The organism is Acinetobacter sp. IK31 (genome assembly GCF_035615195.1).
Taxonomy (GTDB): Bacteria; Pseudomonadota; Gammaproteobacteria; order Pseudomonadales; family Moraxellaceae; genus Acinetobacter; species Acinetobacter calcoaceticus_C.
Window position 1 is genome coordinate 1 of the sequence record NZ_JANBOB010000031.1, and the last position, 849, is coordinate 849.

The window sequence follows — 849 nt, forward strand, 5'->3', positions numbered from 1 at the left end:
TTATAAGGTGTGTCCTATGCCAGTTCCAAAGCATTCAAAAGAGTTAAAACTAAAAGTAATTCAGGCTTATTTAGATGGGAGTAAAGGCTATAAAATTCTTTCCAAAGAGTTTAATGTAGATCTCCAAACCATCCGGTTATGGATTGAAAACTATAAAGCACATGGTACTGATGGGCTTAATGTTAAAATTAAAAAGACTTATTATTCTCCAGAATTTAAAATCAATGCGATACAAATGCTTCTTGATAAGATACCCGTAAGAGAAGTAAGAAGACGATTAAATCTGAGCGGGACGTCAATTTTAAGAAGATGGTTAGCTCAGTATCATAAAGAAGGGATTGCTGGTTTTAATACTAAACGGACTTATACCAATATGACTAAGCAAGATAAAATCAAAGTAGTTAAGCCAATCAGAGATGATAAAGACAAGTCTCAACAAGAACTCATTGATGAGGTTACAGCTTTGCGCGCAGAGGTCGCTTTCTTAAAAAAGCTAAAAGCCTTAAAACTGAAGCAGCGTACTTAAGTTCAATTTCTACCGCAGACAGTGTTCAGGTTGTTTCAGAATTAAGGCATATCTATCCATTGAAACTATTACTCGGTATCGCGAAGATAGCCCGTAGTACTTATTTCTACCACATTAAAGCTCTACGCTCCAATGATAAATATACTGAGCTAAAACAAAATATTAAGTCGATATATCACAAGCACAAAGGATGTTACGGCTATCGTAGAATTACTCTTGCTTTGAAAAGTGCAGGAATAATGATTAACCATAAATGCGTATATCGCCTCATGAAAACTATGGGACTCAAATCAAGGATCAGAGCACTAAAATATCGCTCATAT

General features: G+C 35.1%; 2 protein-coding genes. Both read left to right on the top strand.

Annotated features, from left to right (window positions below):
* Positions 1-16: 16 nt before the first annotated feature.
* Positions 17-526, top strand: coding sequence for a transposase (locus tag MSG66_RS15595; protein WP_324654553.1), 510 nt, complete (start codon positions 17-19; stop codon positions 524-526).
* A gap of 59 nt (positions 527-585) precedes the next feature.
* A partial coding sequence (locus MSG66_RS18725) for an IS3 family transposase (RefSeq protein WP_420714264.1) occupies positions 586-849 on the top strand: 264 nt, incomplete at its 3' end.

Excerpts from the sequence above, each read along its gene's own strand:
- MSG66_RS15595 (WP_324654553.1), top strand. The coding sequence starts at position 17 with ATGCCAGTTCCAAAGCATTCAAAAGAGTTAAAACTAAAAGTAATTCAG.